This is a genomic window from Martelella mangrovi (genome assembly GCF_040545495.1).
Taxonomy (GTDB): Bacteria; Pseudomonadota; Alphaproteobacteria; order Rhizobiales; family Rhizobiaceae; genus Martelella; species Martelella mangrovi.
Window position 1 is genome coordinate 253,697 of the sequence record NZ_JBEPLY010000002.1, and the last position, 23,503, is coordinate 277,199.

A 23,503-nucleotide genomic window follows, 5' to 3' on the forward strand; every position below is an offset into this window, starting at 1 on the left:
GTACCGCAAAACGTCGGCATAAAATAGGATAGATTGAATCAAGTTTCAGGTAACGGAAGATCAATGCAATCCCTCCGCATCTCATTCAAACATGTCCTTGTTCTGGCAATTCTCGGCATCGCCGTCTTTCTGACGGTTTTTCCACCCCAGACACTGTCCACGGACCAGTCCCGCACACTCGGCATTGTCCTCGTCACGCTGAGCCTGTGGGCGACGGGGCTCGTTCCGGGCTTCATGGCAAGCCTGCTTTTCTTCGCAGTCACCCTGCTGCTTGAACTGGCGCCGCCTGCCATTGTCTTCTCCGGCTTTGCCTCGACGGCGATCTGGCTGGTGTTCTCCGGATCGATCCTCGCGGCAACCGTGCGTAATTCGGGACTGGGCGAACGCCTTGGCGGCGTTCTCGGACGGCACCTGACCGGTCACTACCATCTTCTCATCGGCGGCCTGTTCATTACCACCGCGGCACTCGCCTTCATCATTCCCTCTTCGCTCGGGCGTTTCTTCGTTATGCTGCCGATCGCGATGGCGCTGGCGGACAGGGCCGGCTTTTCCGAGGAGTCGAACGGGCGAACGGCAATCGCCCTCACGCTGACGCTGGCCGCCAACATGCCCGGCTTTGCCATTCTGCCGTCAAACGTCCCGAACCTCGTGCTGGCGGGCGCAAGCGAAACCATCTATGGCGTCGCGCCAACCTACGCGCAGTATCTTGCGCTGCACTTTCCGGTGCTCGGCCTGATCAAGGGCGTGATTGCATTCCTGCTCATCATCAGACTTTTCCCGGATAGAATCACCCCACGGCCCGATGGCGAAAGCAAGAACAGCGAAGAAAGCGCCAGCCCTCTGTCGCCACGTCAATGGTATGCGATTGCCGTTCTGCTCGTTACGCTTGGCATGTGGATGACGGACAGCATCCATGGCATCAATGCCGCCTGGGTCGGGCTTTGTGCAGCAATTGCATTGATGGTTCCGGGTCTTGGCGTCATCAAACCGGAGAATTTCGACAAGACCGTCAGCCTGAGCGTTCTTGTCTTCACCGCCGGCATTCTGGGACTGGGAGCCGTCATCAATGCAACGGGTCTTGGGGCTGCTATCGCACGCGGACTGGAATCCGTCCTGCCGCTGTCGCCGGGGCAGGATTTCCTCAATTTCATATCGCTTTCGCTGATGGCCTTCCTGAGTGCGCTGGTGACGACGCTTCCGGGTGTGCCAGCCGTGTTCACACCGCTCGCCGGTGAGTTGTCACAACTGACGGGACTGAGCCTGACGGCGGTTCTGATGACCCAGGTTGTCGGCTTTTCAACCGTCATACTGCCCTATCAGGCCGCCCCCTTGATGGTCGGCCTGCAGGCAACGGGCCAACCGGTCTCGCGGATGATGCGAATTACGGTTCCGCTGGCACTGATCACGATTGTGGTTCTGATGCCGCTCGATTTCCTCTGGTGGAAGCTTCTCGGCGTCATCTGACGCATCGTCAGGCTTGAGCGACGTCCCGTCCGGGCGTAAACAGCGGCCATGACCCTGCGTATCGCACTTTATCAGCCGGATATTGCCGGCAATACCGGCACGATCCTGAGGCTTGCAGCCTGCCTGGGGCTGGCCGTCGACATCATCGAACCGACCGGCTTTGCTCTGTCCGACAAGAACCTCAAGCGCGCCGGCATGGATTATATCGCCAAGGCGGTGATGACCCGGCATGTCGACTGGGACGCATTCGAGGCCTGGCGACGGGAGAGCGGCAAGCGCATCGTGCTCGCCTCCACAAAGGCCAGCCACCCCTATACCGAGTTCGCCTTCGCGCACGACGATATCCTGCTGTTCGGTCGCGAAAGCGCCGGTGTGCCGGACAGCGTTCATGACAGCATCGACCACCGCGTGCGCATTCCCATGGTCGAGGACCAGCGCTCGATCAATCTCGCCGTTTCCGTCGGCATGATGGCGGGAGAGGCGCTGCGTCAGACAGGCGGGTTTGACGGCCTGTCATAAACAGCATCAGTCCGCCGAAGACAGTCTGCGCATGGTGAACTCGATCCGGTCGCCACTCAGCACCCGCCAGCTCTCGACCTCGGTCCAGTAGGCGGCCTTGGGATAACTCTCGAACCACTCCCGCGCCTTGGCACGAGCCTCCTCGCGTGACAGGCAATAGTGCTCACGCACGAAACCGCCCTCGCTTTGCTGCTGACGGTGTTGCCTGATCCGCTTCTTCAGGCCGTCCATGGACGGCGGCTTTGGAAGGTTGGTCATCCCGCTATCCTTAACCACATAAAGAAGATAAGGTTTTCGCATCATATTTGCGAGTCAAATCAAAAGCCCGGCTAAACGGGCGCATGCATTTCAAGCGGAGCGCATTACATGGAACGGCCGAATCTACCTGTTGGTCTGCCGGATGATATCGAGACCAGAAAGAGCACGGCCCGCGCCTGGTTCGAAAGCCTGCGCGACACGATCTGCTCTGGTTTCGAAACCCTGGAAAAGGAACTGACCGGCCCCTTGAGCGATCTTGAACCGGGCCGTTTCGAGCCGAAGGACTGGACCCGGGAGAACGGCGAAGGCGGTGGCCGGATGTCGGTGATGCATGGTCGCGTCTTCGAAAAGGTCGGCGTCCACACCTCCACCGTCGAGGGTGAATTCAGCGAGGACATGGCGAAAAACATGCCGGGCGCGGAAGAAAACGGACGCTACTGGGCAAGCGGCATCTCGCTGATCGCCCATCCCGTCAATCCGAACGTGCCGGCCGTGCACATGAACACGCGGATGATCGTGACCGGCAGCTGGTGGTTCGGCGGCGGCGCCGACCTGACCCCCGTTCTTGGCCGCCGCAGGCGGCAGGAAGACCCGGACACCATCCTGTTTCACCGCGCCATGGAGATTGCCTGCAACCGGCACCAGAATGTGGTCGACTACCAGAAAATGAAGAAATGGTGCGACGACTATTTCTATCTGCCGCACCGCAAGGAACCGCGCGGCGTGGGCGGCATCTTCTTCGACTGGCAGCACTCGCCGGAAGAAAAGGGCGGTATCGACGCCGATTTTGCGTTTGTGCAGGATGTCGGCCGCGCCTTCAATCTCATCTACCCGCGGCTGGTGCGCTCCAACTTCAATCATGAATGGTCATCGGCCGATCGCGACGAGCAGTTGATCCGCCGCGGACGTTATGTCGAGTTCAATCTTCTCTATGACCGCGGCACCATTTTCGGGCTGAAAACCGGCGGCAATATCGAGGCGATCCTGTCCTCGCTGCCACCTGTCACAAGATGGCCTTAATCTAAATCGTTATAGTTAATTTTTCATCCCGGAATCGCCTTGTTCACCTTGCAAGTAGGGTGTTTAATATTCAGGTCACAAGGAGGCCTGGAGCGCAACTTGTCCGAGAGGAGCAGGACAATGGCAGATGAAATCAGAAATAAAGAACGCAAGGCATCACCGGAAAATTACAAGCCCAGACCCGAAAAGGTAGCGGGCACCGATGACAGCAAATATGCCGCCGAAATGGCATACCGGCATGGCCGGCCGTGCGAATCCTCAGCGGTGTTCGAGACCTGGGCCCAACACTGAGGCCCGATGCCGCGAACGGATCAGCGCTCTGATCCATTGAAAGGGCGCTGATCGCAGTTTAGCGGCGTGCATTTGCCGCCGCAGGAATGACGGCAACCACGGAAAAATGTCTCCCGACGCCGGTTTCTGGCGAACAATTGATCTCCACCGGCGTTTCATCCGAAGACGGAAAACAAAGGAGGAAACCATGAAACGTTTTGATTGCGGAACGCTTGTGCCCGGTTGCACCTGGCACACAAGCGCAGAAGACGAAGCTGAAGTGATCCGCCGCTCCGTTGAGCATCTGCGCACCAGCCATGGCGAAGGTATTATTCGCGAAAACATGGTCGAAAACATCAAGGAACGGATCAAGGACGAAGAAAAGGCCTGAGGCCTCACGGCTACTGAAAGGCTCGTCCCGCGTTTTTTCGTCATACCGGCCTTGAGCCGGTATCCAGGGCCGCTTGCTGTGCGCGTCCAGAAAGAGCCTTTAAGCGCATGGACCTGGCCCTTGCTGAATTCCGGCTCAGGGCCGGAATGACGGCGAGGATAGGCAAAACTGTGATTGCTTGCAGGGTTTGCCAACGAACTGGGCCTGAGGCCTTATGTCCTGTCCGATTTCAGCGTATCCAGCCGGGCGGCCAGTGCTGCCCGGTCCAGCTTGAAATCGCTTTCCACCCACTGCCTTTCCAGGCTCGCCAGGATTTTTCCGACCTCCGGGCCAGCCGGAACACCGGCCTTGACGATATCCCCGCCCGAAATCGGCATTTGCGGCTTTTCCCAATGCGCGGCTTCTTCTGCGAGACGGGACAGCCCGGCAGCTTTTGCCATCGCATCATGATCGCCGTCTGCGGCCTTTGCCCGTGCCGAGGCAAGCGCCAGCCTGAGCTGCATCAACATTCCCGGTTGCCCGTGCTCATAGAGCAGTTTCCGCAAGCGTGCGCTGGACGTTTCGGTTTCCACGGAAGGCGCTGAAGCAAAGGCCAACATCCGGTCGCGTTCGGCATTCGAAAACTTCAGCCGTTCCGCCATATCCTTCAGCCGCACATCATAGGGCGGCACCATGGCGGCAAGCCTCAACAACGGATCGGGCGCCCAGCCGAAATGGCGTTCGGCATCGATCAGCCCCGGCACCGCATCGATCCCCCATTTTTCCGTTTCCGGCAAAACGACGGTCAAAACACCGGTCTGGCGCATCCACAGCAGCGCGCGCGATGGATCGGTCGCGGCAAGCAGCTTCTTCATTTCCGCCCAGACCCGTTCGGCTGACAGCGTCTTGAGGCCGTCGCGCTGGCGCACGCTCGCCCTCAGCCCCTCTGCATCAGGCCTGCCGCCGCCATACCAGGCAAAGAACCGGAAGAACCGCAGGATACGAAGGAAGTCCTCGGTGATCCGGGTTTCCGCCTCGCCGATGAAACGCACCGTGCCGGTTTCGATATCGGCAAGACCACCGACCAAATCAATCACCGTGCCGTCGCGATCTGCGTAAAGCGCGTTGATCGTCAGGTCGCGCCGCTCGGCATCCTCGGCCCAGTCCGTGCCGAACCGCACCGTCGCATGACGACCGAAGGTTTCGACATCGGCGCGCAGCGTGGTGACCTCGAAGGATTTGCCCTCGCACACCACCGTCACCGTGCCGTGTTCAATCCCCGTCGGCACCGGTTTCATCCCGGCGTCTTTCGCCCGCGCGATGACCTCATCCGGCACGAGCGTGGTCGCCACATCGATATCGCCGACCGGCATACCCATCAGCGCATTGCGCACGGCCCCGCCGACGATGCGGGTTTCACCGCCATCGCCGTTCAGCACGTCGAGAAGTTTCTGCAGCCGGCTTTCCCTGAACCATGGAGCGTCACTGACCGTTTTCACGCATAAAGCCTTTCATATATTGTTCTGACGATGCTGGCGGTGATGCCCCAGATCCGGTATTCGCCGTAATTGATTTCGTAATAATGCCGGGTCTGGCCACCAAGAACACCGCTTCCGTGTCCGTGGTTGGCCGGGTTCATGATGAAGCCCAGCGGCACCTCGAAAATACGGTCCACCTCGTCGGGGTTCGCCTTCAGCGAAAATCCCGGCCGCACGACAGAAAGAACCGGCGTGATCCTGAAACCGGTGCCAGCAAGATAGACCGGCAGCCGGGCAACAGGCTGCACGAAGCGGCGATCAAGACCGATCTCTTCCTCGCATTCACGCAGGGCCGCATCTTCCGGCGAACGGTCCCCCGGGTCAATCGATCCACCGGGAAAGGCGATCTGACCGGAATGCTTGCGAAGCTTGGTCGTGCGCTGGGTGAAGATCACCCGCGCCTCGTCCCCATAATCGACCACCGGGATCAGGACCGCGGCTGCGCGCATATCGAGGTCCTCGATATAGGCAAACAGGTCCGGATTGAGCTTGTGGTCGCCGTGATCCCGCCAGGCCTGTTCCACCGGACGCCCGCGCTGACTGAGCGCACGCTGCCGAAAGCTTGCAGCGGCATAGGGCGTGCGGGTGGCGTTCACAGGTTCTTCTCCAGCATCGCCATCTCCATGACCGGAAACAGCAATCCGCCGGAGCGAATGACAAACATTGCCGTGCCGTCGATTTCGGCTTCCTCGCCGAGCGCGACCAGATCATAGGTCAGCGCCCGCGAAAACAGCGCTTCGAGGCGTCCCCGGATCAGCACATAGGGTTTGAGTTCGGCGTTTTCGCCTGAAATTTCAAACCGCAACGGATGGTTCTCGCCGATTTCCACCACATCGCCCATATTGGTGCGCACCGAAAGAACCTGCTGCACGCCCTTTCCCGAAGCCTCCATGGCCACGGCGACAAAGGGTGCATCCTCGACACGGATACGGATCTTTTCGACAGGGGTGACCAGATAGGTCTCGCCGTCCTCGTCCTTGCGCAGCACCGTTGAAAACAGATGCACAAGAGCAGCGCGGCCGATCGGCGTGCCGTTATAGAACCAGGTGCCGTCGCGGCGGATCTCCATATCGAGTTCGCCGCAGAAGGCCGGGTTCCATTTTTCAACGGGTGCAGGCGCGCGCTTGCCCCCGTCCTCAAGCTGGCGCGCAATCGCCGACGCCAGCCCCTCAGCGTCATTTATCAGTGATGTCGTCCGGTCCGTCATCTTTCCGTCCCAGTTTCGGGTGGAATATTGTCTGCTCTCGAAATAGTCATTCCAAACCGGCTTGTCAGCCGCCGACAGGTGATTATCCTTTTTGAAAGACAAAACCAGCGATATGCTGGCAAAACCCGAACAGGCTCAAGGCCGTGGAGACGTGTGTATGGATGCGACTGACACGAATGCTGCTCAGGAGATCGTGGCAGAGGCAGAAAAGGCGCTTGAAGACATTCAGAAAGTGAAGGAAGAGGTCTCCAAGGTCATCTACGGACAGGAAAATGTTGTGGAAAGCGTGCTGCTGGCGGTTCTCTCCGGCGGCCATGCGTTGCTGGTCGGCGTGCCGGGGCTTGCCAAGACCAAGCTGGTCACCACGCTCGGCACCGTGCTCGGCCTTGCCGGCAACCGCATCCAGTTTACTCCTGACCTGATGCCATCGGACATTCTGGGTTCCGAAGTGCTTGAGGAAAGCGAGACCGGACGCCGGTCCTTCCGCTTCATCAAGGGACCGGTCTTCGCGCAATTGCTGATGGCCGACGAGATCAACCGCGCCTCGCCGCGAACGCAGTCGGCGCTTCTCCAGTCGATGCAGGAATATTCGGTCACCATCGCCGGTGAGCATTACGACCTGCCGCGGCCGTTTCACGTGCTCGCCACGCAGAACCCGCTGGAGCAGGAAGGCACCTATCCCCTGCCCGAGGCCCAGCTCGACCGTTTTCTGCTGCAGGTCAATGTCGGCTATCCAGACGCCGCATCCGAACGCCGCATCCTGCTGGAAACCACCGGCGCTGCCGAAGAAACGGCAAGCCCGGTGGTCACGTCGGAACGGCTGATGGAAATACAATCGCTGATCCGCAAGATGCCGGTGAGCGAGAGCGTGCTGGAGGCGATCCTGGCGCTTGTGCGCGCGGCGCGCCCGGGTGAAGGCTTTGAGGAGACCGACCGCAATGTTGCCTGGGGTCCTGGCCCGCGCGCCGGACAGGCGCTGATGCTGACGGCGCGTGCCCGTGCGCTTTATCAGGGCCGGCTGGCGCCTTCCGTTGACGATGTGCGCGCCCTTGCCGCACCGGTTCTCCAGCATCGCATGGCGCTGACATTCGCCGCCCGCGCCGAAGGCATTACCGTCACCGACGTCATCGCCACCATCGCTGCGCGCGACCTCAACTGACAGGCAGCCGCCATTGGCTTCGATTGGACAAACGACACCGCCAACCGCCCGCAATTCGGCCCTCATCGAAGGCAAGAGACGTGCGGCCCTGCTGCCGGACTGCCTGATCGAGGCGCGCCGCATTGCCAATACGGTGATTGCCGGCTGGCATGGCCGCCGCCGGCGGGGACCGGGCGAAAACTTCTGGCAGTTCCGCCCCTATGCCGCCGGAGAGTCGCTGATGAAGGTCGACTGGCGGCGTTCGGCGCGCGATGATCACACCTATGTGCGCGACATGGAGTGGGAGGCGGCCCACACCGTCTGGCTTTTTGCCGACCTGACGCCGTCGATGAATTTCCGCTCCGAACTCGCCCCGGTTTCCAAGGAGCACCGTGCGCTGGTTTTGCTGCTTGCCATTGCCGAAACGCTGCTGCGTTCGGGCGAACGCGTCGGCTATCCGGGCCTGATGGAGCCGGTGGCAAACCGCAACGGCGCGGAAAAGCTTGCCCATCTGCTGGCCGCCGCACCCGACACGCCTTCGGTTCTGCCGGACACGCAGATGGTGCGCGGCCCGTCGGAAATGATCATCATCGGCGATTTTCTCGATACCCCGGACGCCCTGTTTTCCCGGATTGCACCGCTTTCCGAGCGCGGGCTGAAAGCTCATCTGGCGGAAATCGCCGACCCGGCGGAAGAAAGCTTCCCCTATAGCGGCCGCACCGCCTTTGCCGATCCGGAAACGGGACAGGAACTGACGCTGGGTCGCGCCGAAAGCCTGAAAAGCGCTTATCTGGAGCAATATCTGGCCCGGCGCGACATGATTGCCGATACCGCCAGGCGTTCAGGCTGGACCTTCTTCACCCACCATACCGACCGGCCCGCATCGGAAGCGCTGACGGCGATGCATATGCGGCTTTCCGGCATCAGCGGAGGGCCGCGCTGATGGGTGGTTTCGAGTTCCTGAGCCCGTTCGTGCTGGCCGCCCTCGTGGTTCTGCCGGCGATCTGGTGGCTGTTGAAGCTGACGCCGCCGCGCCCGCGCCGGGAGGTGTTTCCGCCGCTTGCTATCCTGCTGCGGCTGGCAAAGCGCGATGAAACGCCGGCCAGAAGCCCCTGGTGGCTGACATTGCTGCGGATGGCGCTTGCCACGCTCGTCATCCTTGCCATCGCCAATCCGGTGATCAATCCGGACCGGACGGAGATTGCCTCGAGCGGTCCGCTGGCCCTCTTGGTCGACAATGGCTGGGCGAGCGCGGAAGACTGGGCCGCCATCACCGATGCAGCCGATGCGTTGATCGAGGCGGCGGGTCGCGCCGATCAACCCGTGGTTCTGGCGTTTACGGCGGAAACGGCCGGCGATCCGCGCCCGGTTTCGGCAACCGAAGCCCGGCAGAGGCTCGCGGCAGCCGAACCGCAGCCCGCCCGCCCCGACCGCCTGCCGGCCGCAACCGCACTTGTCGACGCGCTCGACGGCACCGCCCCCGGCACCATCGCCTTTCTGGCAGACGGGCTTGGCGAACCGGACGACACCGCCGCCCTTGAAATGCTGAATGGCGCGGGTGCCGGTGATGTGCTGTTGATGACCGCCGATCATACAGCCCCTGCAGCCATTACCGCGGTCGACAACGGCGCAACCGCAAGCCGGATTACGGCCGTGCGCGCAGAAACGGGTCCGGCAGATCAGCTGACAATCAACGCCTATGATCTGCAGGGCCGTGTGATTGCGGCAAGTCCGCTTGTTTTCGAAACCGGCGCGACAACGGCCACCACGGAAATCCGTGCACCCTTCGAAGTTCGCAATGACTTTGCCCGCGTCGCCATTGACGGCGCGGCCAATGCCGGCGCGGTGCACCTGCTCGATGACGGCTTCCAGCGCCGCCGCGTCGCGCTTGTTTCGGGAAGCCCGGCCAATGAAGCCCAGCCGCTTCTGTCGGCCGCCTATTATCTGCGGCAGGCGCTGGCGCCCTATGCCAACCTGATTTCAAGCGACGCAGCCACACTGCCCGAACAGCTCGATGCATTGATCGAGCAGAAACCGTCGGTCGTTATCCTGAGCGATGTCGGAACGCTGAGCGAGGAAACCCATACCCTGCTCGAACAATGGGTGGAAGGCGGCGGCACGCTGATCCGTTTTGCCGGGCCGCGCCTGGCATCCTCGGAAGGCGACGATACGCTTCTGCCGGTGCGCCTGCGCTCCGGCGCGCGCGCCTTTGGCGGAGCCATGAGCTGGAACGAGCCGCAAAACCTCGCGCCCTTCCCGGCCGAAAGCCCGTTCTACGGCCTGCCCGTGCCGGACGACATCACCGTGTCGCGGCAGGTGCTGGCCGAGCCCGCGCCGACTTTGGCGGACCACACATGGGCAAGCCTTGCCGACGGCACGCCGCTGGTGACCGAAAACACACTTGGCGACGGGCGTCTGGTGCTGTTCCACACCTCCGCCGATCCCAACTGGTCGAACCTGCCGATCTCCGGTTATTTCGTCGAAATGCTGCGCCGGATCGTCAATCTTTCTCAGGCCAGTGTGGCCGCCGATGGCAATGGCGGCTCCGCGCAACTGCTGCCGCCCTACCGCCTTCTGGTCGCCAACGGAACGCTTTCGGCCAATGTCAGCGGCGCCAATCCGCTTGCCGGTGACGGTGGTCCGCAAATCGCGACAGCGGAAAATCCGCCCGGGCTTTACGGTTCGTCCGACGGCTTTACCGCCGTCAACCTCTTCGGCCCGCAGGATACGCTGTCGCCACTGAATACCGCCGCGCTTGGCGAAGGCAGCCGTTTCCAGACTATCGGCGATGCGCACGCCTTCAGCCTCAAACCCTGGCTGCTGGCGGCGGCCATGATCCTGCTGATCGCCGACGGCGTGATCATGCTGGCAATGAACGGCGCATTCTCCAGCCTGAAGACGCGCCGTGCTGCCCTGCCGCTGATCCTCGCAGCAAGTCTTGCCGCTGCCCTGCCCTTCGCACCCGGTCTTGCCGGCAAGGCCCATGCGCAGATGGGCGACACGGAAATCGCCGACCTGCTTTATGAGACCCATCTTGCCTATGTCGTCACCGGCGAGGAAGAGGTCGACCGCATCTCGGAACGCGGGTTGAAGGGCCTGTCCGACTACATCTCCTATCGCACGGCACTGGAGCCGGGCGATCCCGTCGGCATCGACCCCGCGGAAGACGAACTGGCATTTTTCCCGCTGATCTACTGGCCGATCTCGGCTTCCGCGCCGATGCCCTCGCAGGAGGCGATTGCCGGGATCGAGGCCTATATGCGCAATGGCGGCACGGTGCTGTTCGATACGCGCGACCAGTATTCGCCGCTCGGCCAGAGTGCCGTCAGCGCCAATACGGCACGGCTGAGGGCGATCCTCGACAATATCGACGTGCCGCCGCTTGAGCCGGTGCCCGAAGGCCATGTGCTGACGCGGGCCTTTTACCTGCTCTCCGATTTTCCCGGCCGCTACGACGGTTCGCCGCTCTGGGTCGAGGCACGTTCCGGCGCCACATCCGACATGGTGACCAGCGGCGGCGACGGCGTTTCACCGATCATCATCACCGGCAATGATTTCGCCGGCGCATGGGCCACCAATGCCGACATGACGCCGATGTTGCCGACCGTGCCGGAAAACCCGCGCCAGCGCCAGTTCGCCTACCGCAGCGGCGTCAATATCGTGATGTATATGCTGACCGGCAACTACAAGGCCGATCAGGTGCATGTTCCCGCGCTCCTGGAAAGGCTGGGACAATAATGGACCTGACCTTCGCCCCCCTGCTGCCGCTGACTGCGATCTACGCCGCCCTTGCCGCCGTCATCGCCCTGATGGTGCTCGGCTACCTCACCCGCATGCGCGCCACAACGCTGCGCGCAGCCGCCGGTTTTCTGCTGGTCGCGGCGATTGCAAACCCGACGATCAGCCGCGAGGAGCGGTCGCCGCTGACGACCATCGTGCCGATCGTGGTTGACCGCAGCCAGAGCCAGTTGACGCAGGATCGCACCGGCCAGACCGAAGCGGCGCTCGAAACCCTTGAGGCGCGGCTTGCCGAAGACCCGATGCTGGAGCCGCGTATCGTCGATGTGACAACCGCAGACGAAAACGGCCGTGCCGAAACGCTGGCCTTTCGCGCCCTTGCAGATGCCGTGCGCGACGTGCCGCCAAGCCGGATGGGTGCTGCCTTCTTCATCACCGATGGCCAGATCCATGACATTCCCGACAATGCAGCCGCACTGCCGGCCGATATTCCGGTCAATGCTCTGGTGACAGGCACCGCGCAGGAATATGACCGGCGCATCGAGATCGACGAAGCGCCGCGCTTCGGCCTTGTCGGCGAAAGCCTGCCGGTGGAATTCACCGTGGTCGATGACGGCCCGGTCGATGCGGCGGAAGGCGGCGCTGGTCCGGCCATGGTCACCGCACGCCTGAACGGCGCCGTGGTGGCCGAAATGCAGGTCACGCCGAATGTTTCAACGCGCTATGTCTTCGATATCGAAAACGGCGGCGAGAACATTCTGGAGCTTTCCGTCGATCCCGTTGCCGGCGAACTGACGGAGGTCAATAATCGCGCAGTCCAGATCGTCGAGGGCATTCGCGAGAACCTGCGCGTGCTGCTGGTTTCCGGCTCGCCCCATTCAGGTGAGCGGACATGGCGCAATCTGCTGAAATCCGATCCGTCCGTCGATCTCGTGCACTTCACGATCCTGCGTCCGCCGGAAAAGCAGGACGGCACGCCGATCAACGAATTGTCGCTGATCGCCTTTCCGACACGCGAGCTGTTCATCGACAAGATCGATGATTTCGACCTGATCATCTTCGACCGCTACCAGAACCGCGGTGTTCTGCCGCTGCTCTATTACGATAACATCGCCCAGTATGTGCTGAATGGCGGCGCCCTGCTGGTGGCAGCCGGGCCGGAAATCGCAGGCCCGGAATCGATCGCCACGACACCACTGTCCGTCGTATTGCCGGCCATTCCGACGGGCGATCTTTCCGAGGGCGGGTTTTATCCCGAAATTTCGTCCACCGGTGAAATGCATCCCGTTACCCGTGATCTGCCGGGCGGGGCCGAAGACCCGCCGGCCTGGGGCCGCTGGTTCCGCTCCATTCCCGTCGGCAATGCGCGCGGTGAAACGGTGCTGACGGCAGACGGCGCGCCGCTTCTGGTGCTTTCGCGCGAGGGACAGGGCCGGATTGCCGAATTCCTCTCCGATCAGGGCTGGCTGTGGGCGCGAGGTTTTGAGGGCGGCGGCCCCTATGTGCCACTTTACCGGCGGATTGCCCACTGGCTGATGCAGGAGCCGGCGCTGGAGGAAGAGGCGCTGACGGCAACGAGCGATGGCGAGACGCTGGAAATCACCCGCCAGACCATGGGCGATGCGCCGCGCGAAGCCACCGTCAGCACGCCGTCCGGACAGGCGCTGACCGTAACGCTTGAAGAACAGGAACCGGGTCTTTTCCGGGGCACGGCGCCGGTCAGTGAAATGGGGCTGTTTTCCATCCAGAACGGCGATCTGCAACGCCTGATCAATATCGGCGATCCCGATGCGCCGGAATTCAAGGCGATGATCTCGACCACCGAAAGTCTGGCGCCGCTTGCCGGTGAAAGTTTCGGTCTGGTGCAGCGGATTGCCGACGGCATGCCGCTTGTCCGGGTGACATCCGGCCCGCTCAGGCCCGGCAATGACAGCTTCATGCCGATTGTCGCCACCTCGGATACGAGGCTTGAAAGCATCCGTTCGCTACCGCTGTTCAACGGCCTTCTGGGGCTGGCTGCCCTTCTGGCGCTGATCTCTGCGACATGGTGGCGTGAAGGGAAAAGCGGGGCCTTGGGGGATTAACCCTGTGTGCTCCGGTGTTGGAAAAACCGGCTTCCAATGGTTCGCCCGGCAATCTATGCCCTGAAGCGCATCATCCCGACGAGCTTTGCTTCCACGCCGTCCACCAGCGGATCGGCAAGGATGCGCCGCGGGTCGACCGGTCCCGGCAGGAGCAGGGTCGGCGGCACGATGGGCTTGAAGCCGAGCGGGCCGTAATAGGGCGCATCGCCGATCAGGATCACCACTTCGGAACCGGCCCTTGCGGCCGCTTCAACGGAAATGCGCACCAGTTTACGCCCGATCCCCCGGTTCTTGTGCGAGGGACGGACGGCAAGCGGACCCAGCATGTGGCCTGCCGCTTTCCCCGCCCAGACCGGTGTCAGCCGCACCGAGGCGATCACCACACCATCGTCCAGACAGACAAAGGACAGGGCCGGATCATGAGGCCCCTGCTCGCGGATACGGCTTGCCGTGCGTGCGAAACGTCCGGGCCCGAAAGCCTCGGCATTGATCTCTTCAATGATTTCGTCTTGGGAGACCTCTTCGGGGAGGTAGCACAGTTCACTTGTCATGATTTTGGAACCTGTCTGGAATACGCAAATGGAAGTCGCCGGAAAAAATCTCCGGTTTCAAATCTTCAATCAGCGTCGTCGCAGGTTCAGCATGACAGGTTCCAGTTTTCGAGCAGATCGCCACTAGCAGGAAAACTGCGCCCCGTCCAGCCAAACGGGCAGAAAAGCGCAATTTCCGATGACCCGCAACACACTGTCAAACGTTTCGACACTGGCAAAGCCGGCGCTGAACCGTATGTATGAGTGAAGAGAGGAACGAAAGGAGCATCCGATGGGTATGCTGGTTGACGGCGTCTGGAAAGACGTCTGGTACGACACCGATAAATCCAAGGGCCATTTCAAGCGCGAAAGCTCGCAGTTCAGAAACTGGATCACCGCCGATGGCAGCGTCGGCCCACAGGGCGACGGCGGTTTTGCGGCCGAGAAGGGCCGCTATCACCTCTATGTCGCGCTCGCCTGCCCCTGGGCGCACCGCACCCTGATCTTCCGCAAGCTGAAGGGTCTGGAGGACTTCATCGACGTTTCGATCGTCGATCCGCTGATGCTGGAAAACGGCTGGGAATTCAAGAACCGCGATGGCGGCACCGCAGATCCGATAAATGGCGCCGACTATCTCTGGCAGGTCTATACCAGGGCCGATCCGAACTATACCGGCCGCGTCACCGTTCCGGTCGTCTGGGACAAGAAGCGCGGGACGATCGTTTCAAACGAATCGGCCGAAATCATCCGGATGTTCAACAGCGCGTTCGACCATCTGACCGGCAACAGCCTTGATTTCTACCCCGAAAACCTGCGCAGCGAAATCGATGAGATCAACGCCGTCGTTTACGACACGGTCAATAACGGCGTCTACAAATCCGGCTTTGCCACCACGCAGGAGGCGTATTCGGAGCATGTTGAAAAACTGTTCGAAACGCTCGACATGCTGGAAAAACGCCTTGGCGAAAACCGCTACCTTGTCGGCGATACGCTGACGGAAGCCGACTGGCGGCTGTTTACCACGCTGGTGCGCTTTGATCCGGTCTATGTCGGCCACTTCAAGTGTAATCTGAAGCGGATTGCCGACTATCCCAATCTTTACGGCTATCTGCGTGAACTCTACCAGATGCCGGGGATCGCCGGGACGGTCAATTTCGACCACATCAAGCGCCATTATTACAGCTCCCACACGATGATCAATCCGACGGGTATCGTCCCCAAGGGGCCGATCATGGACCTTGATGCCCCGCACGGGCGCGACAAGCGTTAAGCATCATGGCCGGGGCCCCGCTTGCGGCGCGGGCCCCAGCCGTCTATGAGTTTTTCATGTTCACACTTGCTCATATTTCAGACATTCATCTCGGACCGCTGCCGCAGCTGTCGCCGCGCGAGCTTGTCTCCAAGCGGATTACCGGTTTCCTGAACTGGCACCGCAATCGCCGCAAGCATCTGGGCAAGAACACGCTGGAAAACCTGCTTCTGGCGATTGCCGACGAGGCGCCGGATCATCTGGCGATCACCGGAGATCTGGTCAACCTTGCGACAACCAAGGAAATCGACAACGCGGCCGAATGGCTGAAGAGTGTTGGTCCGGCAAAAGACGTATCGCTGGTGCCCGGCAACCACGATGCCTATGTCGGCGGCGCCTATGCGAAGGTTTCAAAGGCCTGGCACGATTACATGCAGGGCGATGACGCTCGCCCATTGAGCGAGACATCCGATTCGCTCACCTTCCCCTATATGCGCAAACGCGGACCTGTGGCGCTGATCGGCTGCTCATCCGCGATTGCATCACCGCCCTTCATGGCGATCGGCACATTCGGCAAGAAGCAGGCACGGGCCACGGCCGAGCTGTTGCGGCAGGCCGGCGAGGACGGACTGTTCCGGATCGTGATGATCCACCACCCGCCGGTGCGCGACGCCGCCGCCCGTCACAAGCGCCTGCTCGGCATAAGACGGTTCCGCGGCGCCATATCGACGGGCGGATGCGAGTTGGTGCTGCACGGCCACACCCATCTCAACACCGTGGATTTCATCGAAACGCCGCATGACAAGACGCCGGTTATCGGCATCGCCGCAGCGGGTCAGGGAACAGGCGGCAAGAAACCGCCGTCGGCCTTCAATCTGATCTCGGTCGAAGGCAAGCCGGGCAAGTGGGAAATGCACTGCCAGCGCCACGCGCTCAATGTCGACACCGGTATGATCGAGCCGGAAAGCGAGTTCCGCTATTCCTATGCCGGAACGTGATCGGCATAGGCGTCTATCAGCCCGTTAATGCTGAGCGATAGCGCTGTCCCGATCTTCGCACATTCACCGCCCTGGAAGCCGTCCCACTCCAGACCGTTCTTCACGGCATCGGGACAGATGCGGAAATACATCGACTGGCCCATGATGCTGAAAGTCAGGATTTTTGTCTGTTCCGCATCCGGATCGCGCCCCGAGGCCCGTCCCAGCAATTGCCGCATATGACGATGAAGCGGGCCGGTAATCTGCGAATAGAGCAGATCGAAAGCCTCGCTGCGCTGCGTGATATAGCGCATCAGAAATGCGGAAATATCCTCAGCCTCGCTTCTGTTTGTAATCGGCATCACGAGAAGGCGCGCAATCCCCACCAATTCCATGCGCGCGGCCTCCGGTGTTACATCATCGTCCATCGGCTGAAGAACTTCGGCTCCAAGTGTCTCCTCGATTGCCTGTACGGCATGATGCGCACAGGCGATAAGCAATCCCGGCTTACCACCAAAGTGATAAGCGATACTGCCAATATTGGCGTTTGAATAATCAGCAATCTTGCGTGTCGAAACAGCGTTGTAGCCGTATTCGGCAAAAAGCCGCAAGGCAGCCGTTATGATTGCATGGCGTGTAGCTGCCGCTCCCTGCAGGTTCTCGGTCATGACTTCTGGTTTTGCTCTCGGTTGAGCGATGTTACGCTCGGGTTTTCGTTGTTGTCGTTATCCTCTTTAATGTCATTGTTCACTCGATTGATCCATATCGCAAGTAAAGATACCATAACAGCCACATTTTTGCCGTATTTTTTCCACAGCACCCCTTGATTAAGAGCAGTTAAGTCTGGCCTTGATTAGATCGCGCTTACGTTGGTTCGACAAAATGAACGCAACCCCTTGTTTCCGGTATCGACAAGGGGCAATATTTCGGTCGAAATTTTACGTGCTCACCTCCCAATGCTGCGCCCGGCCGACGCATTCTTTACCTTTAAGGAAACGATGGACATCGCCGTCAGAACGAACAAATCCGGCAATATGCGCGACCAAAAGGGCAGACGGCGCTTAATGCCGGTACTGGTGTGCGGGGCACTGCTTGGCATCGGTGTGGCCGTGGGCGTGGTTTTGTCGCGCGGCTCGTCCGATGTGCCGCAAACCGTCGATCTGTCTCTGGAACAGTCGACCGACTGGATCGATGATGTCTGTGCCAGCTTCCGCATTTTCGGCAGGAAGTATCAGCCGATCACCGATATCGGACCCGACGACACGGCCGCTGTTGCCGATCTCGTGCAAAGAACGACCGGCCTCGATATCGAGGTTCCGACCTTTGACGAGGGCGCCCGCATATTCGAAGGCGCACGCATCGTCGCCATCGAGCGCACGCCGGGCGTCGAGCTTTTCTACCGCAACAGCGCCGGAGACCTGCTTTCGGTATTCATCCTTGCGCGCGCGGCCTCGCTCGACAATCAGATCACGGACGTTCAGGAAACCATCCGCGATAATCTCACCGTTGCCTGGTGGCAGGATGAGAATGCGCTGATCGCAGTCATCGGCCCCTCCTCCGACACGGACATGCCGGCGCTGGCCCGATCGGCCTATCTCAAGCTTTGAAATTCAAAGAGTGAATTAAAAAGGCGGCGCCGAAACTGTCCGACGCCGCCATATCGTGAACTCAGGCCTGTTTGGCGACAATCTGGTTGACGGCCGACACGATGGCCTCCAGCGATGCCGCCACGATGTTGGTGTTGACGCCGGCGCCGAACATCCGGCCACCGTCATACTTCACCTCGACATAGGCAATCGCCTTTGCATCCGAACCGTGATTGAGCGAATGCTCGGAATAATCTTCCACCGAGAGATTGATCCCGAGATAGGCTGACAGGGCATTGATGAAGCCGTCGACCGGGCCGTTGCCCTCCGCATCGATCCGCTTCTTTTCGCCGCCATCGGTAATCTCGGCCGTCACGACGCGCACGCCCTTGGCCGCGCCCTGCGGATAGGTGTGGTGATCGACGAACTTGATCCGGCCCTCGGGCTGATCGACATAATGCTCCATGAACACATCATAAATGCGCTTGGAGGGCAGCTCGCGCCCTTCCTCGTCGGTGATCTTCTGGATCAGTTCGCGGAAGGCCACCTGCAGGCCGCGCGGCATGTTGATGCCGTAGTCGCTCTGCATGATATAGGCGATGCCGCCCTTGCCCGACTGGGAATTGATGCGGATGATCGCCTCGTAATTGCGGCCCACATCCTGCGGGTCGATCGGCAGGTACGGCACTTCCCAGACCGGCTTGTTGGCGACCCTGATCGCTTTCATGCCCTTGTTGATGGCGTCCTGATGCGAGCCGGAAAAGGCCGTATAAACCAGTTCGCCGACATAAGGGTGACGCTCCGGGATCGTCATCTGGTTGGAATATTCGTAGACTTCCTTGATCTGTTCGATCTCGGAGCAGTCCAGCTCGGGATCGACCCCTTGCGTGAACATGTTGAGCGCCAGGGTGACGATATCGACATTGCCGGTGCGCTCGCCATTGCCGAACAGCGTTCCCTCGACGCGGTCGGCCCCTGCGAGCAACCCCAGTTCGGCCGTCGCGATGCCGGTCCCCCGGTCATTGTGCGGATGGACCGAGATGATCAGGTTTTCGCGATTGTCGAGATTGCGGCACATCCACTCGATCTGGTCGGCATAAATGTTCGGCGTCGACATTTCGACAGTCGACGGCAGGTTGATGATCAGCTTGTTGTCAGGCGTCGGCTTGACCTCGGCGATCACCGCATTGCAGACATCCAGCGCCACATCCAGCTCCGTGCCGGTGAAGCTCTCCGGCGAATATTCGAAGCGATAGCCGCCGCCGGCCTTTGCCGCCATGTCGGTAATCATCTTCGCCGCATCGACGGCGATCCGGCGAATGCCGTCCACGTCCTTGGCAAAGACGACGCGACGCTGCAGTTCACTGGTGGAATTGTAGAAATGCACGATCGGCCGGTGAGCGCCTTCCAGCGCCTCGAAGGTGCGGGTAATCAGTTCGGGACGGCACTGCACCAGAACCTGCAGTGAAACATCATCGCCAACCTGATCGTTTTCGACACACCAGCGGGCAAAATCGAAATCGGTCTGCGAGGCCGATGGGAAACCGATTTCGATTTCCTTGAAGCCCATTTCGAGCAGCAGCTGGAACATCCGCGCCTTGCGGTCGTGCCCCATCGGGTCGACCAGCGCCTGATTGCCATCGCGCAGGTCGACAGAACACCAGATCGGCGCTTTCTCGATACGGCGCGAGGGCCAGGTGCGATCGCTCAGATCAATTTGCGGGTAAGGCTGGTATTTGCTGACAGCCGACGGCATGCCCTTGGCTTTGGTGGAATGACTCGCGTCCATTTTATCCTCATATCCGGCCCGCCATCTGCCGCCTCACGGGGCGCATTTCGGCTGGGGCCATTCTCGTTAACATCATTATCAGGGGGGATGAAGGAGCGTTTGGTGCCAAGCGGCTTTCCGGCCGCCGGGCGCTCCTCAAAGGACCCGGCAACCGCTGTTAAGGCCGAGAAGAAGGAGCGAGTTTGGTGCGCGCATGACGGCAGGAGCGGCACGCATGCCACCCGAAATATTGCCTTGCCGATATGCAACCAAAGTAATCATGCCAAATTCCATAACCGCAACGCAGATCGATTGCAACGCAAAATCGCGTTCAGTCATCAGCCGATTTTTCGGGAGAGATGCCTGATACCGATGAATGCAAGGCTGTGAGAGCGTTCTGGAATGCCACACGAACGGCACCGGCAATGCTGTAGAAGAGCTTACGTCGCGGCTTCGGTCTATGCCTTGAAGGAACAGGACATGTGCCTGCGAAAGCGTCATTGCGCTCAAGGGTTTGAGCGGAATGGATGCCCGGATCGAATCCGGGCATGACACCTGAGGAAAGGCCGCAGTGACATAAACCTCTAAGGCTCAGCACTTGCGGCCAGCAGACAGGATCAGATTTCGTCCTGGCTGGTGATAATGCGCGATACGAGGCCGTACTCGATCGCCTCGTCGGCGGAGAGCCAGTAGTCGCGATCGATATCCTTGGCAATCTTCTCTGCCGGCTGACCGGTGGCGTCGGAGAAAATCTTGATCAGACGCTCGTTCATCTTGATGATTTCACGGGCCTGAATTTCGATATCGGATGCCGGACCGCGGGTGCCGCCGGAGGGCTGGTGCAGCAGGAAGCGGGTATTGGGCAGGCAGATGCGCTGCTCCTTGGGCGAAGCTGCGTAGATCAGCGCGCCGGCGGATGCGACCCAGCCCGAACCGATCATGATGACCTTCGGCTTGATGAACTTGATCATGTCGTGGATCGAGTCACCCGATTCCACATGGCCGCCCGGCGAATTCACGAATACGCGGATATCCTCATCGGATACGGCAGCCATCGCCACCAGCTGCGAGCAGACGCGCTGGGCGAGTTCCTGCGTGATCGGGCCGTAGATGAAGATCGACCGCGACTTGAACAAATTGGCTTCGGCTTCCTTGCCCAGGGGCAGTTCGGTCTTCTTGTCGTCTTCTTCGTCGCTCATTCGGCATCTCCAGGAATCAGGTTTCAGTTACCCGACTTAATGCGAATATCCGGTCAATACAATGTCTCCAGCCATTCCGAATGCCGACACGCAGCAAATCGCCGTATGCGCCTTGAAACAGCGACGCACGGGCCCCACGTCCTGACAGTCAATCCTTACCGGACCCCGGCCCGGCACATCCGATCCGTTTTGCCCGAAATCGCTGAACACTCATCTGCGGCAAAACCGGCCATTCATAAAAATCTGAAAGGACAGGACCGTGCGTTACAACCGACTTGGAAAATCCGGCCTGAAAGTTTCCGAACTCTGCCTCGGCACCATGACCTTCGGCGGCAGGGGCATGTGGACAGCCATCGGCGAGCTCGACCAGAGCGCCTCTGAAGAACTGGTCAAGATGGCAATCGATTCAGGCATCAACTTCATCGATACGGCGAATGTCTATTCCGAGGGCCTGTCGGAAAAGATCACCGGCCAGGCTATCAAAAATCTCGGCATCCCGCGCGACGAAGTGGTGATCGCCACCAAGGTGTTCGGCGGCATGGGCGAAGGACCGAACAGCCGCGGCTCGTCGCGCTATCACATCATGGAGCAGGTCAAGAACAGCCTGACCCGGCTGCAGACCGACCATATCGACCTCTACCAGCTTCACGGTTTCGACAACACCACACCGATCGAGGAGACGCTCGAGGCGCTGGACACACTCGTCCGCCACGGTCATGTGCGTTATGTCGGCGTGTCCAACTGGGCGGCATGGCAGATCGCCAAGGCGCTCGGCATCTCCGAACGCAAGGGGCTTGCCTCCTTCCAGTCGCTGCAGGCCTATTACACCATTGCCGGGCGCGACCTCGAACGCGAGATCGTGCCGATGCTGAAATCCGAGGGCGTCGGGCTGATGGTCTGGTCACCGCTTGCCGGCGGTTTCCTCTCCGGCAAATACGACCGCAACAACCAGACCGACGGCGAAGGCCGCCGTGTCGAATTCGACTTCCCGCCCGTCGACAAGGAACGCGGCTTTGCAACCATCGACGTAATGCGTGAGATCGCGGACGCCAAGGGCGTTTCGGTGGCGCAGATCGCGCTTGCCTGGCTGCTCTACCAGCCTGCGGTCACCAGCGTCATCGTCGGTGCCAAACGACCGGATCAGCTGAAGGACAATATCAGTTCAACCGATGTCGAACTGACGGCGGCGGAGATGGAACGGCTCGACGCCGTTTCCGCACTGCCGCGAGAATATCCCGGCTGGATGCTCGAGCGGCAATCCGGTGGCGAAACCGTGTCACCGCCGCGCGTTCCGAAATAAGCGAAGCAACACGCTTGCCCTCTCTCAGGCTGTCCGGTTTTTCCGGGCAGCCTTTTTCGTCAGTCCATACGTCATTTTCCGTGTAGACAAAAACGGACCGGCGGCGATAGCATTGCGGTTGCTGATTTTCATGCGCGCTATCCGCGCATCCACCAAAAGAGGGAACAATGTTCAAGCGCATCGCCAAACGCGCCGGTCTTTCCGCCGGCCTTCTTCTCGCAGCCGCAGCACCGGCCTTTGCCCACCTGAACCCGGCCGAGCACGGCTCGTTCATGGCCGGTTTCTCGCACCCGCTCTTCGGCGCCGACCATATCCTGGCGATGGTCGCCGTCGGCATCTGGGCGGCGATGATCGGCGGACGGGCGATGCTGATCGTACCGGCGACCTTTGTCATCACCATGGGCATCGGCTTTGCGCTGGCGCTTGGCGGCGCATCCCTGCCCTTCGTCGAACCCGCCATTCTCGCATCCGTCGTCGGCCTCGGTCTGCTGGTGGCGCTTGCCGTCAAGGTACCGACTCCGGTTTCCGCCGCTGTCGTTGCCGTTTTCGCCCTGTTCCACGGTTTTGCCCATGGCACGGAACTCGGCGGCGCAGGGGCAGTCACCTTCGGCCTCGGCTTCATGGCCGGTACGGCGCTTCTGCATGCCGCCGGTGTTGGCCTCGGCGTCGGCCTCAACCGCTTCGGCGGCATGACGCTGTCGCGCATTCTGGGTGCGGCCACCGCGCTTGCCGGCATTGCCATGATGGCCGGCTGAAACCAATTACATCCATATATGCGAAAGGCGGCACCGTGCGGGGCCGCCTTTTTTGTGTTCACCCGCGCCCGCGATAGGGCGTCACGCCCTGATCGGGCAGCCAGACGCCTTCGGGCGGTGCGCCGGTCTGCCAGAAAACATCGATGGGAATGCCGCCGCGCGGATACCAGTAGGCGCCGATACGCAGCCATTTCGGCTCCAGCAGTGCGACGATGCGTTTGGCAATATAGATCGAGCAGTCCTCGTGGAAAGCACCGTGATTGCGGAAGGAATGCAGAAACAGTTTCAGCGACTTCGATTCGACCAGCCATTCACCCGGAATATAATCGATGACGATATGGGCGAAGTCGGGCTGGCCGGTCATCGGGCAGAGCGAGGTGAATTCGGGTGCTGTGAAGCGCACCACGAAATCCGTTCCGGCTTCGCTGAACGGCACTTTTTCGAGCTTTGCCTCTTCCGGCGAGGACGGTGCATCGACAGCCTGCCCGAGTTGAGACAGGCCGGAAACATCTGTTTTGACCATCGGTCTTCCT

At 60.6% G+C, this 23,503-nt stretch carries 24 protein-coding genes; 14 read left to right on the forward strand and 10 right to left on the reverse strand.

Annotated elements, in window-relative coordinates; all coding sequences use genetic code 11:
- Positions 1–63: 63 nt before the first annotated feature.
- The gene (locus ABID12_RS03525; RefSeq protein ID WP_354433124.1) at positions 64–1,464 is read left to right on the forward strand and encodes an SLC13 family permease; all 1,401 of its coding nucleotides are present in this window, start codon (positions 64–66) and stop codon (positions 1,462–1,464) included.
- A gap of 48 nt (positions 1,465–1,512) precedes the next feature.
- Positions 1,513–1,983 carry a tRNA (cytidine(34)-2'-O)-methyltransferase gene (locus tag ABID12_RS03530; RefSeq protein WP_354433125.1) on the forward strand — a complete coding sequence of 157 codons (471 nt, stop codon included), beginning with the start codon at positions 1,513–1,515 and terminating at the stop codon, positions 1,981–1,983.
- A 6-nt stretch (positions 1,984–1,989) separates the two neighbouring features.
- Here the strand turns inward: ABID12_RS03530 and ABID12_RS03535 are convergent, their stop codons facing one another.
- The gene (locus ABID12_RS03535) at positions 1,990–2,241 is read right to left on the reverse strand and encodes a hypothetical protein (RefSeq protein ID WP_354433126.1); all 252 of its coding nucleotides are present in this window, start codon (positions 2,239–2,241) and stop codon (positions 1,990–1,992) included.
- Between the two features lie 108 nt (positions 2,242–2,349).
- On the opposite strand from ABID12_RS03535, the gene hemF reads away from it, so the two are divergent.
- The 3 genes from hemF to ABID12_RS03550 all read left to right on the forward strand — a co-directional run bounded on the left by hemF (position 2,350) and on the right by ABID12_RS03550 (position 3,922).
- On the forward strand, positions 2,350–3,261 hold the full coding sequence (hemF, locus tag ABID12_RS03540; RefSeq protein ID WP_319519290.1) for an oxygen-dependent coproporphyrinogen oxidase: 912 nt from the start codon (positions 2,350–2,352) through the stop codon (positions 3,259–3,261).
- A gap of 120 nt (positions 3,262–3,381) precedes the next feature.
- Positions 3,382–3,552, forward strand: a complete 171-nt coding sequence (locus ABID12_RS03545; RefSeq protein ID WP_354433127.1) for a hypothetical protein — start codon at positions 3,382–3,384, stop codon at positions 3,550–3,552.
- Between the two features lie 187 nt (positions 3,553–3,739).
- Positions 3,740–3,922, forward strand: coding sequence for a DUF1059 domain-containing protein (locus ABID12_RS03550; protein WP_106311429.1), 183 nt, complete (start codon positions 3,740–3,742; stop codon positions 3,920–3,922).
- Between the two features lie 212 nt (positions 3,923–4,134).
- Here the strand turns inward: ABID12_RS03550 and ABID12_RS03555 are convergent, their stop codons facing one another.
- From ABID12_RS03555 to ABID12_RS03565, 3 genes are read right to left on the reverse strand one after another with little or no spacing between them, the layout of a single operon-like run.
- Positions 4,135–5,400: a CCA tRNA nucleotidyltransferase gene (locus ABID12_RS03555; RefSeq protein ID WP_354433128.1), complete on the reverse strand. Its 1,266-nt coding sequence runs from the start codon at positions 5,398–5,400 to the stop codon at positions 4,135–4,137.
- Positions 5,397–6,035, reverse strand: a complete 639-nt coding sequence (locus ABID12_RS03560) for an NUDIX hydrolase (RefSeq protein ID WP_354433129.1) — start codon at positions 6,033–6,035, stop codon at positions 5,397–5,399. Before ABID12_RS03560 ends, ABID12_RS03555 begins: the two co-directional genes overlap by 4 nt.
- The gene (locus tag ABID12_RS03565; RefSeq protein WP_354433130.1) at positions 6,032–6,646 is read right to left on the reverse strand and encodes a DUF1285 domain-containing protein; all 615 of its coding nucleotides are present in this window, start codon (positions 6,644–6,646) and stop codon (positions 6,032–6,034) included. The genes ABID12_RS03560 and ABID12_RS03565 overlap by 4 nt, the downstream gene beginning before the upstream one ends.
- A 157-nt stretch (positions 6,647–6,803) precedes the next feature.
- Between ABID12_RS03565 and ABID12_RS03570 the strand changes: the two genes are divergently transcribed.
- Genes ABID12_RS03570 through ABID12_RS03585 form a run of 4 tightly spaced genes read left to right on the forward strand, consistent with a single transcriptional unit; the run spans position 6,804 to position 13,606 of the window.
- Positions 6,804–7,805 (forward strand): AAA family ATPase, encoded by a 1,002-nt coding sequence (locus tag ABID12_RS03570; protein ID WP_106311277.1) that lies wholly within the window; start codon positions 6,804–6,806, stop codon positions 7,803–7,805.
- Between the two features lie 13 nt (positions 7,806–7,818).
- Positions 7,819–8,727: a DUF58 domain-containing protein gene (locus ABID12_RS03575; protein WP_354433131.1), complete on the forward strand. Its 909-nt coding sequence runs from the start codon at positions 7,819–7,821 to the stop codon at positions 8,725–8,727.
- Positions 8,727–11,522, forward strand: a complete 2,796-nt coding sequence (locus ABID12_RS03580) for a DUF4159 domain-containing protein (RefSeq protein ID WP_354433132.1) — start codon at positions 8,727–8,729, stop codon at positions 11,520–11,522. Before ABID12_RS03575 ends, ABID12_RS03580 begins: the two co-directional genes overlap by 1 nt.
- Positions 11,522–13,606: a hypothetical protein gene (locus tag ABID12_RS03585; RefSeq protein WP_354433133.1), complete on the forward strand. Its 2,085-nt coding sequence runs from the start codon at positions 11,522–11,524 to the stop codon at positions 13,604–13,606. The genes ABID12_RS03580 and ABID12_RS03585 overlap by 1 nt, the downstream gene beginning before the upstream one ends.
- Before the next feature lie 53 nt (positions 13,607–13,659).
- Here the strand turns inward: ABID12_RS03585 and ABID12_RS03590 are convergent, their stop codons facing one another.
- The gene (locus ABID12_RS03590) at positions 13,660–14,157 is read right to left on the reverse strand and encodes a GNAT family N-acetyltransferase (RefSeq protein WP_354433134.1); all 498 of its coding nucleotides are present in this window, start codon (positions 14,155–14,157) and stop codon (positions 13,660–13,662) included.
- A gap of 271 nt (positions 14,158–14,428) precedes the next feature.
- Between ABID12_RS03590 and ABID12_RS03595 the strand changes: the two genes are divergently transcribed.
- Both ABID12_RS03595 and ABID12_RS03600 read left to right on the forward strand, forming a co-directional pair.
- A complete protein-coding gene (locus ABID12_RS03595) occupies positions 14,429–15,406 on the forward strand; it encodes a glutathione S-transferase family protein (RefSeq protein ID WP_354433135.1) in 978 nt (325 codons plus the stop codon).
- 56 nt (positions 15,407–15,462) lie between these two features.
- Positions 15,463–16,383 carry a metallophosphoesterase family protein gene (locus tag ABID12_RS03600; RefSeq protein ID WP_354433136.1) on the forward strand — a complete coding sequence of 307 codons (921 nt, stop codon included), beginning with the start codon at positions 15,463–15,465 and terminating at the stop codon, positions 16,381–16,383.
- Here ABID12_RS03600 and ABID12_RS03605 read toward each other — a convergent pair.
- On the reverse strand, positions 16,368–17,030 hold the full coding sequence (locus tag ABID12_RS03605) for a CerR family C-terminal domain-containing protein (RefSeq protein WP_354433137.1): 663 nt from the start codon (positions 17,028–17,030) through the stop codon (positions 16,368–16,370). The genes ABID12_RS03600 and ABID12_RS03605 overlap by 16 nt on opposite strands.
- A 396-nt stretch (positions 17,031–17,426) precedes the next feature.
- Here ABID12_RS03605 and ABID12_RS03610 point away from each other — a divergent pair, with 396 nt between their 5' ends.
- Positions 17,427–17,969, forward strand: coding sequence for a hypothetical protein (locus ABID12_RS03610; RefSeq protein WP_319519281.1), 543 nt, complete (start codon positions 17,427–17,429; stop codon positions 17,967–17,969).
- A 61-nt stretch (positions 17,970–18,030) separates the two neighbouring features.
- On the opposite strand, the gene leuA is transcribed toward ABID12_RS03610, so the two are convergent.
- From leuA to ABID12_RS03625, 3 genes are all read right to left on the reverse strand, one after another.
- Complete coding sequence (gene leuA, locus ABID12_RS03615) at positions 18,031–19,737, reverse strand: 2-isopropylmalate synthase (protein WP_354433138.1); 1,707 nt, start codon at positions 19,735–19,737, stop codon at positions 18,031–18,033.
- Positions 19,738–19,872: 135 nt separating this feature from the next.
- Positions 19,873–20,055, reverse strand: a complete 183-nt coding sequence (locus tag ABID12_RS03620) for a hypothetical protein (protein WP_146132362.1) — start codon at positions 20,053–20,055, stop codon at positions 19,873–19,875.
- 278 nt (positions 20,056–20,333) lie between these two features.
- Complete coding sequence (locus tag ABID12_RS03625; protein ID WP_106311249.1) at positions 20,334–20,915, reverse strand: ATP-dependent Clp protease proteolytic subunit; 582 nt, start codon at positions 20,913–20,915, stop codon at positions 20,334–20,336.
- A gap of 259 nt (positions 20,916–21,174) precedes the next feature.
- Between ABID12_RS03625 and ABID12_RS03630 the strand changes: the two genes are divergently transcribed.
- Together ABID12_RS03630 and ABID12_RS03635 are read left to right on the forward strand one after the other, a co-directional pair.
- A complete protein-coding gene (locus ABID12_RS03630; RefSeq protein WP_354433139.1) occupies positions 21,175–22,215 on the forward strand; it encodes an aldo/keto reductase in 1,041 nt (346 codons plus the stop codon).
- 179 nt (positions 22,216–22,394) lie between these two features.
- Positions 22,395–22,970: a HupE/UreJ family protein gene (locus tag ABID12_RS03635; protein WP_435528164.1), complete on the forward strand. Its 576-nt coding sequence runs from the start codon at positions 22,395–22,397 to the stop codon at positions 22,968–22,970.
- Between the two features lie 58 nt (positions 22,971–23,028).
- On the opposite strand, the gene queF is transcribed toward ABID12_RS03635, so the two are convergent.
- Complete coding sequence (gene queF / locus ABID12_RS03640) at positions 23,029–23,493, reverse strand: preQ(1) synthase (protein WP_354433141.1); 465 nt, start codon at positions 23,491–23,493, stop codon at positions 23,029–23,031.
- Positions 23,494–23,503 lie beyond the last annotated feature (10 nt).

Excerpts from the sequence above, each read along its gene's own strand:
- ABID12_RS03625 (WP_106311249.1), bottom strand. The coding sequence starts at position 20,915 with ATGAGCGACGAAGAAGACGACAAGAAGACCGAACTGCCCCTGGGCAAG.
- ABID12_RS03590 (WP_354433134.1), bottom strand. The coding sequence starts at position 14,157 with ATGACAAGTGAACTGTGCTACCTCCCCGAAGAGGTCTCCCAAGACGAA.
- ABID12_RS03610 (WP_319519281.1), top strand. The coding sequence starts at position 17,427 with ATGCCGGTACTGGTGTGCGGGGCACTGCTTGGCATCGGTGTGGCCGTG.
- ABID12_RS03585 (WP_354433133.1), top strand. The coding sequence starts at position 11,522 with ATGGACCTGACCTTCGCCCCCCTGCTGCCGCTGACTGCGATCTACGCC.
- ABID12_RS03595 (WP_354433135.1), top strand. The coding sequence starts at position 14,429 with ATGGGTATGCTGGTTGACGGCGTCTGGAAAGACGTCTGGTACGACACC.
- ABID12_RS03620 (WP_146132362.1), bottom strand. The coding sequence starts at position 20,055 with ATGACTGAACGCGATTTTGCGTTGCAATCGATCTGCGTTGCGGTTATG.
- ABID12_RS03535 (WP_354433126.1), bottom strand. The coding sequence starts at position 2,241 with ATGACCAACCTTCCAAAGCCGCCGTCCATGGACGGCCTGAAGAAGCGG.
- ABID12_RS03530 (WP_354433125.1), top strand. The coding sequence starts at position 1,513 with ATGACCCTGCGTATCGCACTTTATCAGCCGGATATTGCCGGCAATACC.
- ABID12_RS03580 (WP_354433132.1), top strand. The coding sequence starts at position 8,727 with ATGGGTGGTTTCGAGTTCCTGAGCCCGTTCGTGCTGGCCGCCCTCGTG.
- ABID12_RS03565 (WP_354433130.1), bottom strand. The coding sequence starts at position 6,646 with ATGACGGACCGGACGACATCACTGATAAATGACGCTGAGGGGCTGGCG.
- ABID12_RS03570 (WP_106311277.1), top strand. The coding sequence starts at position 6,804 with ATGGATGCGACTGACACGAATGCTGCTCAGGAGATCGTGGCAGAGGCA.
- hemF (WP_319519290.1), top strand. The coding sequence starts at position 2,350 with ATGGAACGGCCGAATCTACCTGTTGGTCTGCCGGATGATATCGAGACC.
- queF (WP_354433141.1), bottom strand. The coding sequence starts at position 23,493 with ATGGTCAAAACAGATGTTTCCGGCCTGTCTCAACTCGGGCAGGCTGTC.
- ABID12_RS03600 (WP_354433136.1), top strand. The coding sequence starts at position 15,463 with ATGTTCACACTTGCTCATATTTCAGACATTCATCTCGGACCGCTGCCG.
- ABID12_RS03605 (WP_354433137.1), bottom strand. The coding sequence starts at position 17,030 with ATGACCGAGAACCTGCAGGGAGCGGCAGCTACACGCCATGCAATCATA.
- ABID12_RS03550 (WP_106311429.1), top strand. The coding sequence starts at position 3,740 with ATGAAACGTTTTGATTGCGGAACGCTTGTGCCCGGTTGCACCTGGCAC.
- ABID12_RS03525 (WP_354433124.1), top strand. The coding sequence starts at position 64 with ATGCAATCCCTCCGCATCTCATTCAAACATGTCCTTGTTCTGGCAATT.
- leuA (WP_354433138.1), bottom strand. The coding sequence starts at position 19,737 with ATGGACGCGAGTCATTCCACCAAAGCCAAGGGCATGCCGTCGGCTGTC.
- ABID12_RS03545 (WP_354433127.1), top strand. The coding sequence starts at position 3,382 with ATGGCAGATGAAATCAGAAATAAAGAACGCAAGGCATCACCGGAAAAT.